The organism is Prevotella sp. P5-50, from assembly GCF_002251295.1.
GTDB lineage: Bacteria > Bacteroidota > Bacteroidia > Bacteroidales > Bacteroidaceae > Prevotella.
The window spans coordinates 84,392-92,924 of sequence record NZ_NPJA01000050.1; the positions used below are offsets into that span (position 1 = coordinate 84,392).

Below are 8,533 nucleotides of genomic sequence, written 5' to 3' on the forward strand. Positions count from 1 at the left end.
TCAAACTCTTTTATAGAGAACCTCCGATAAAAAACCATTAATATTTCTAATCTTTGCACTATAGCTGATGCCTACGCCAATAATCGTTTTACCTTTTGTGTGGTATTTCTGGCCATATTTCATTTTTTTTATCTGCTTTAGAGCTTTATTTGACTCATCCTCGTTCTTTGAATTATACTTAAATTCCAGTATATAAAATATTTCCGGCGTTTCAAAAGACATATCTAACCTACCATTAGCAGATTCTATTTCTGATAGAGGATCCAATCCGATTACTGATGATATCACGTGGAAAACAGTATGAAAATAACCTTCGTTTATCTTCTCCTTTCGCACAGAATACGGTATCTCCATTATGAGGCCTTTCATCAAATCTATAAAGGTATTCAAATCATTATTCTGTAACGAATTCTTAATTTGAAGATACGGAATGGGGATGCTGTCATCATTGAGATAGATTTGATTGCATCGCTCCACCATATGCTTCGTATCATCATACATTTTTCCAATCTCAGCAATATAATACTCTGCTACAGTATTATTCAAGTTGCTTTCTATTAAATCATAAAAGCCTTCAATATATGCACCAAGTTTTCTTAAGAACTGTAATAGTTGTGTTATCGAAGAAAATTTTGCTGGAATAATCGACTCACCCTCAGATGTACTCAAGTTATCTTCGATAATCCCGACTATCGTTTCTACAAACATCAACAAATCTTTACCACCTTTTAACTGGTATATGCCGAATTCAGGTCTGCTATAAGCATCCTTTTTAAACATAAACCAATCATGATAACGAGCTAACGCCCATTGTTCAATATAATTTGACAGTTCTTTTTCTTTCTCAACGACATTCATACTCGAACCATTTATCTCGTATATTGCGATACCATCGCGACCATTCCTGCAGTTACTGTGCTCACCGATTCCCCCATCGAGTTTATCTCATACTTCTCATCTCTCCCTCCACCATCTTCATAAGCTTCGGCAGCATCCCTTCGATCTTCCGACATTTCACCTTGCCATACTTGTCAAAGTTCATATCGTCCAACAACTCATTCTCCCCCTTCTTTCCACCACTTCCCCCACATGGGGCACTTCTCTAACTCGGAATAATCGCCGTATTGGGTATGGGCATCACAGAGCATGTCTGTGAAGCGGGAGCTGCAGTGTAGGTCACCGAAGAAATCGGTTTAGAGGTTGAACACTTCCAGGTTTATATCCATCTCATCGGCCATGCGCTTCTGCTTGTTTGCCGTCTCTTGCATCCTTATGCCATTTCTTAAAACCGACAAGCGGCCATATCACCATTGGAAGTTCTTCGACTAGCGAAGCGAGCAAAGCTCGAATTCTCTTAAACCAATAGTTCAATGACCGACTTGTCTGTGTATCACTTAAGGGAATCAACAATTCGCCTTTGACATTTGACCTTAGTTCTTTGACATATAAAAGGATGCGTACCACTCCGCAAACTTCCTCAGCCCTTCTCTCAAAGTTATCTTTGGTGTAAACCCGAAGTCACGTTCAAGGGCTGTGGCATCGGCATAGGTAGTTGGTACATCACCTGGCTGCATAGGGACGAGCTTCTTGTGTGCCTCGAAGTCGAAGTCTGCAGGAAGGACACCGGCACGAACCAGTTCCTCTTGCAGGATATTCACGAAGTCCAGCAGATTTTCTGGCTGACCGCCTCCGATATTATATACTGCGTATGGAGGGATGGGCAAGCCATCTTCACCTTTCTTACGCTCTGGCGCACCTTGCATCACACGATACACGCCCTCTACGATGTCATCGACATACGTAAAGTCACGACGGCAATTGCCGTAGTTGAATATCTGGATAGTCTCGCCCTTCAACAACTTGTTGGTAAAGCCGAAGTATGCCATATCGGGACGACCTGCAGGGCCATAAACGGTAAAGAAGCGCAACCCCGTAGTGGGAATGTCATACAATTTTGAATAGCAGTGGGCAAACAGTTCATTGCTCTTCTTGGTTGCTGCATACAGCGACACAGGATTATCCACACGGTCATCTGTGCTGAATGGTACCTTCTTGTTGCCACCATATACGCTTGATGAAGAAGCATATACCAGATGCTCTACAGGGTAATGTCTGCACGCCTCCAATATATTATAGAAGCCTATCATGTTGCTTTGGATGTAGGCATCAGGATTGGTGATGCTATAGCGCACACCAGCCTGAGCAGCGAGATTTACCACCACGTCAAAGTGGTACTTTTCGAACAGTTCATCAATCAGAGTCTTGTCAGCCAAGTCACCCTTGACGAACTCATATTCTATTCCCGCAGGCTTAGCCTTCTCAATCTCACTGAGGCGGTAATCTTTCAGTGTCGGATCATAATAATCATTCAGATTATCCAGTCCAACAATAGTACCTTCGCTCATTTCCTTAAACAAGCGTAGCACCAAGTTCGAGCCAATAAATCCAGCACTTCCAGTAACCAATATGGTCTTCATTCTTCAATTTTCAATTTTCAATCTTCAATCTTCTATCAGTCCCTCTTGAAAATATCGCGAGTATATACCTTCTCCTGAACATCATCCAGAGCCTCGTCGTAGCGGTTAGCAATAATCGCATCGCTCTGCTTCTTGAACTCATCGAGATTGTTCACAATCTTCGACCCGAAAAACGTTTCACCATCCTTTAACGTTGGCTCATAGATGATGATATTGGCACCCTTGGCCTTCACACGCTTCATGATGCCCTGGATAGCACTCTGACGGAAGTTGTCTGAATTAGATTTCATCGTCAGACGGAACACACCGATAGTCACTTCCTTCTCTGCATTCTCATTCCAGTCACTGTTGGCCGTATAGTAACCAGCCTTGCGTAGCACTTCATCAGCAATAAAGTCCTTACGTGTACGGTTACTCTCCACGATGGCCGTCATCATATTCTGAGGCACATCCGCATAGTTGGCCAACAACTGCTTGGTATCCTTAGGCAGACAGTAACCACCATAACCAAACGAAGGATTATTATAGTGCGTTCCGATACGAGGATCTAGACCTACGCCCGATATGATAGCCTGACTGTCCAGACCCTTCACCTCAGCGTATGTATCCAACTCATTGAAGTACGACACACGCAGTGCCAGATATGTATTTGCAAACAACTTCACGGCCTCTGCCTCGGTCATGCCCATAAACAAGGTATCGATATTCTCTTTGATAGCTCCTTCCTGTAGCAGTCCTGCAAATGTCTTAGCCTTCTCCTCTGCCTCTGGATTACCGATAGCTGTAATGGCAGCATTCTCCTCGTCCCACTTTCTGTTTCTGTCAGCAGGCAATATTTTTGGATAGCCTACGATAATGCGAGAAGGATAGAGATTATCATACAACGCCTTGCTCTCACGTAGGAACTCAGGCGAGAACAGCAAGTTAAACTTCTTCCCCTTCAACGTTGGGTCAGTCAAGAACTTCAGCGCATACTTTACATACAGAGAACGGCAATATCCGACAGGGATAGTACTCTTAATGACCATCACTGCATCGGGATTCACACTTAACACGAGGTCAATCACATCCTCGATATGATGCGTATCAAAGAAGTTCTTTTGCGGGTCATAGTTTGTCGGCGCCGCAATCACCACAAAGTCAGCATCCTTATAGGCAGTCTTACCATCCAGCGTTGCCGTCAAGTCAAGCTGCTTCTCTGCTAAATACTTCTCAATATACTCATCCTGAATAGGCGAGATCTTTTTGTTGATTTTCTCCACCTTCTCAGGAATCACGTCAACAGCTGTTACGTGATTATGCTGAGCAAGCAGTGTTGCTATACTCATGCCTACGTAACCTGTTCCTGCTACTGCAATTTTCATCGTTTTCAATAATAAGTTAGTTTCTATAATAATTACTTTCCGTATTTCTCAACGGTTTGACCTTCGGTCGAGCCTGCTCACGCTCGGCATCCAAAATCAAATTTTGCCTGCTCTCGCTAACTCGCAGGCTTCATAATAAGTATCGAGGCTGCCGATGTCAAATCGTCCTGCACTCATAGGCCATGCATGCATAGTGGTATGTTCCACCATATAGTGAGCAAGGTTGCCTGGCGCATCCTTGCCACAGCCATTCTCTACCGAGTGACGTACCAAATCGAGGTCTTTCTTCAGATAGATATAGAACGGAGGCACTGCCCAGTGGCTCTTAGGCACCTGCGGTTTCTCTTCCATACCCAACACCTTATTGTTCTCATCCAGTTCCACAACACCAGTCCTTTGCAGTTTCTCTATCGAAGGCTGCTCATGGCACATGATGCAACTTGTCTGTTTCTCTTTTGCAAAGTCCACAAACTCTTGGAATGAGAAAAACAGCAGATTATCAGCAGCCACTACCAACAAGTCGTCAGTGATTAGTGATGAGTGATGAGTGGTGAGTGGTGAGTGGTGAGTGATGAGTGGTGAGTGATGAGTGTTTAGTGGTGAGTGGTGAGTGATGACAGTGCCTGCACCATTGATTGCCATCAACAAGTCACATACAGCTCCTAATCTTGTTTCGTTGGTTGACGTTCCGTCATCAACGATTGTAATAGGTTTGCTATAGTTTTGCTCAGATGCCCAATCGGCAAATATCTGTGCGAACTTATGATTAGTCACTATGATATGTTCATCAATATCATCAATCTTATCTATATCATCCAACATACGTCCGAGAATAGTATTCTCCCCTATCTTCAAGAGGGGTTTCGGAAAGTTCTTTGTCAACTCCCCCAACCTCGTTGCATATCCAGCTGCAATTACAATATTCTTCACTTCTATAGTTGTTAGTTATGAGTTATGAGTTATGAGTTATGAGTTATGAGTGATTAATGATGAGTGATTAGTGATTAGTGATTAGTGATTAGTGATTAATACATGTCACACTTAAGTTCTTTTTCTTTGTGATAATGATGCTTGTAAGCAACTTCATTATTTCTATATTATCAGCCATCAATGAATTGTACATCTTTTCATCAATATACTTTCCATAAAATGCAAGTTCAAGCCAATAACTAGTTTCACTGCATTCTTTCTGGCTGATAGACATTTTTGATATGAAATCTGCAGGACTTTGAGCATATTGCGCTTCAGCAATGTTGGCACCTATACTTGTGCCACATCTGAAAAGTTGATCACACAAACTGTATTTCTTATATTTGCTCAGAATGTAATCTGTGCAATCCATAATACGATGTGCAAATGCAATGCTCTTTTCCTCAACTACTGATCTCATATCACTAAACACTGACCATTAATCACTGAACACTAAGGAATCGTGCCCCATCATCCGGTTTCACCCAGAACACTTGGAAAGTCTTTTCATATTCAGGGAACTGCTCCAGATACTTTTCAGTCAGCGACTTCTGAATCTCCTCCTTATAGACAGGATCAACGAGTGCAATACAAGCGCCTTTGAAACCAGCACCAGAGAAGCGACCACCATAGACACCTGGCAACTGACGCATAATCTCATAGATAGCTATCAACTCTGGAGAACCGCACTCATAGTTATGAATACTACTTTCACAGGAGTCAAACGACAGTTTACCAAACAGTTTCATATTGCCTGTTTCCCATGCCGTCACGCCTTGTCGCACACGACGGTACTCACTATAGAAGTGCTCTGCACGACGAGCGAACCTTTGTGGCATAGCAATACGCGTCTTATCAAACGTTGCTTTAGGGATATCCCTCAGGAACGTCTTATCAAACGTCTTCAGTGGTTGGTCTGTATAGGCAAGCATATTCCACGCTGCAGTCTTACACTCATACACCCTCAGGTTATAATCTGAGTTCACCAGCGAACGAGTCAGGCCCGAAAAGAAAATACCAATTTCAAACTCTGGCATCTCAGGATTCCGCTTGATGATGCGCCAATCATTCGAATCACAATCTAAGAACAAAAGACCATCTTTTTTACCAAGGGCTATACATGCTTGGTCAAGTAGACCATTATTCAACCCAATGTACTCCCGTTCTGCCTCAGATGCTATCTTTACTACCTCGAAAGGCTGGAGTGTAATGTCATTCGCCTTAGCAAACGCCATTACGTAGGCAATGAGTACTGCTGCAGATGAAGACAAACCACCAACTGGTAGCGAGCCTTGAATAACGCCTTCTATACCATGACTCAACTCAAATCGTTTGCGTAGGGCATATTTCGCACCACGGGCATAATCTCCCCAGTGTCTTTCTTTTACCTGCGATGGAGTATTAACATGGAACTCCACATCACCCTCAAATGTTCGTGAAGATAATTTAACAAGGCTATCATCACGGACATTAAACCACAGATCAACACCCTTATCTATTGCAAAGCCTGTCACCAGTCCATGCTGGTGGTCAACGTGTGCCCCCAATGGGCAGACCCTATATGGGCTGAATATATGATATTGATACTTATCCATTTAATTACTCCTTATGTTTTCCCCATTGAGGCCAAAAGAGGTAAGAACAGAACTGCCAGATGGCTTTTAGGTAATTCATACCACAAATCAGAGACTTTTGACTATTTCAACAAAGTTTGTTATTACATACTCAACATCCTCATCTGTGAGCTTTGTATGCAACGGCAATGTCACCTCGTTCTCAAACAGATGATAAGCATTAGGATAGTTCTTGATGTCAAATCCAAGTGCCTTGTATGCCGTCATCATGGGCAGTGGTTTGTAGTGCACGTTGCAAGCAATGCCACGTTCCGCCATCTGCTCAATCACCTTGTTGGCATCCTCACGAGTCTTACCAAGCAAGCGTACCAAGTACAGATGATGTGAACTGCAATGGTCAGCATCCTTATGATTCAGTACTGCCACATTTAGCCCCTTCAGAGCTTCATTGTATTTGGCAACTATCTCATGCCTACGCTCCAACATCTTAGGGTAACGCTCCATCTGAACCAGTCCTAAAGCAGCCATGATATCAGTCATATTGCACTTATACCAAGGGCCGATGATATCATATTCCCAGGCACCCAATTTAGTTTTAGCCAGTGCATCCTTGTTCTGACCATGCAGTGAGAATAACTGGCTCAAGCGATACAGCAACTCATTCCAGGTTTCAAACTCTTTCTTAGGCACATTAGGCAGATAATTCACATCAGTAGGAACAGCCTCATTTCCGAAAGGTAGATGCCAGGTCAACGCTCCACCTTCAGCAGTAGTGAAGTTTTTAACGGCGTGGAAGCTGAACGAACTAAAGTCCGCTATTTCACCAGCCATCTTGCCCTTTTGCGAAGCGCCAAAGCTGTGTGCACAGTCCGCAGACACCACAATCCTTCCAATCTTTGCCTGCAGCGCATTGTTGGGCCTGAACAGGCCCTTCTTCGCCTCCACAATCTCATAAACACGCTTATAGTCAGCCACGATACCGCCCAGGTCCACCGGACAAATCACCTTCGTCCGCTCCGTGATTGCATCCGCCAACTTGTCGTAGTCCATCTCCACATTGTCCTTCTGACTGTCCACCAGCACCAGCTTGCAGCCCACGTGCTGAGTTACCGATGCCGTGGCCGTGTACGTATATGCCGGCACAATCACCTCGTCCTCCGGCTGAATGTCCAGCAGGTGCAGCACCATCTCCAGTGCCGCCGTTGCCGAGTTCAGACACACCGTCTTATCCGTGTGCACATACTCAGAAATCTGGCTTTCCAGTTTCTTGGTACGAGGACCCGTAGTAATCCAACCCGAGAGAATAGCTTCACGCACTTCTGCTGCCTCCTTCTCCGTCATATCCGGCGGAGAGAAAGGAATATTCCTAAGTTTCATGTTCATAATTCTACAACTCTATGATTTATATTTTCTATTTTGTTCTTCCATTTTTCACCTCCATTATCTCGTCAGAGGATAATGGCTGGTAAGGTCCATCCTTTGCCTCAAACAGCACAGTTCCACTCTCCAGGCACTTCAAGCTATGCCACTGCCCTTTCTCTATGTTCAGCACCACTCCTCCTGGCACCATATCTATAGTATCCGAGAGGTTGCCTTGCTCATCATAGAAATACTCCTCAAAATGTCCGCGAATGCAGATACACGTCTCAGAAGACCCCTTATGTCTGTGTATAGGCATCACAGTTCCAGGCTCCAGAGCATTCAGCATTCGTTGCGACTGGTCGTCAGCAGAATTGCGCATATCCAGATTACAACGCAACCTCGGATTCTCTTTGGCCTTGACCGTCAATTCATCCAGTATTTCCTTATCTACAACCATTCTTAATCTCCTTTAATACAGTCTCAATCTCTTCAAGTGATACAATTCCACCCCACATACGATAAACGTATTGAGGAGTAACACACCCACAGTCCATTGAACAAGAACGTGCCTCCTCTTCAATGAAGTGTTTCAATTGTATAACTAAATCCATTTTAACATTTTACCTATTTATAGAAGTTCCTTCAATTAGAACATCTCCTAAACTTTGGTTATATATAGGAGCATTAACAAATTCTCCCTTGAAAGAATTGTTCTTCATAGACATTTTTTTAGATTTATTTTCAATAACTATAGCTGAATCAACAACTTTGTCTGCAACTGTAAAAT

8 protein-coding genes are annotated in these 8,533 nt (G+C 43.5%); all 8 read right to left on the reverse strand.

Translation table 11 applies throughout. From position 1 onward, the window contains the following. Positions 1-858: a PD-(D/E)XK nuclease domain-containing protein gene (locus tag CIK88_RS10510; RefSeq protein ID WP_094436326.1), complete on the reverse strand. Its 858-nt coding sequence runs from the start codon at positions 856-858 to the stop codon at positions 1-3. Positions 859-1,430: 572 nt separating this feature from the next. Continuing rightward, the gene (locus CIK88_RS10515; protein WP_094436328.1) at positions 1,431-2,477 is read right to left on the reverse strand and encodes an NAD-dependent epimerase/dehydratase family protein; all 1,047 of its coding nucleotides are present in this window, start codon (positions 2,475-2,477) and stop codon (positions 1,431-1,433) included. Between the two features lie 35 nt (positions 2,478-2,512). Continuing rightward, the gene (locus CIK88_RS10520; RefSeq protein WP_094436330.1) at positions 2,513-3,841 is read right to left on the reverse strand and encodes a UDP binding domain-containing protein; all 1,329 of its coding nucleotides are present in this window, start codon (positions 3,839-3,841) and stop codon (positions 2,513-2,515) included. Between the two features lie 96 nt (positions 3,842-3,937). After that, positions 3,938-4,771 carry a sugar phosphate nucleotidyltransferase gene (locus CIK88_RS10525; protein WP_094436332.1) on the reverse strand — a complete coding sequence of 278 codons (834 nt, stop codon included), beginning with the start codon at positions 4,769-4,771 and terminating at the stop codon, positions 3,938-3,940. Positions 4,772-4,859: 88 nt separating this feature from the next. Continuing rightward, positions 4,860-5,231 carry a four helix bundle protein gene (locus tag CIK88_RS10530; protein WP_094436334.1) on the reverse strand — a complete coding sequence of 124 codons (372 nt, stop codon included), beginning with the start codon at positions 5,229-5,231 and terminating at the stop codon, positions 4,860-4,862. A gap of 22 nt (positions 5,232-5,253) precedes the next feature. Beyond that, positions 5,254-6,405, reverse strand: coding sequence for a galactokinase family protein (locus tag CIK88_RS10535; RefSeq protein ID WP_094436336.1), 1,152 nt, complete (start codon positions 6,403-6,405; stop codon positions 5,254-5,256). 87 nt (positions 6,406-6,492) lie between these two features. Then, positions 6,493-7,767 carry a DegT/DnrJ/EryC1/StrS aminotransferase family protein gene (locus CIK88_RS10540; RefSeq protein ID WP_094436338.1) on the reverse strand — a complete coding sequence of 425 codons (1,275 nt, stop codon included), beginning with the start codon at positions 7,765-7,767 and terminating at the stop codon, positions 6,493-6,495. A gap of 28 nt (positions 7,768-7,795) precedes the next feature. After that, complete coding sequence (locus CIK88_RS10545; RefSeq protein ID WP_094436340.1) at positions 7,796-8,203, reverse strand: WbuC family cupin fold metalloprotein; 408 nt, start codon at positions 8,201-8,203, stop codon at positions 7,796-7,798. Between the last annotated feature and the right edge of the window lie 330 nt (positions 8,204-8,533).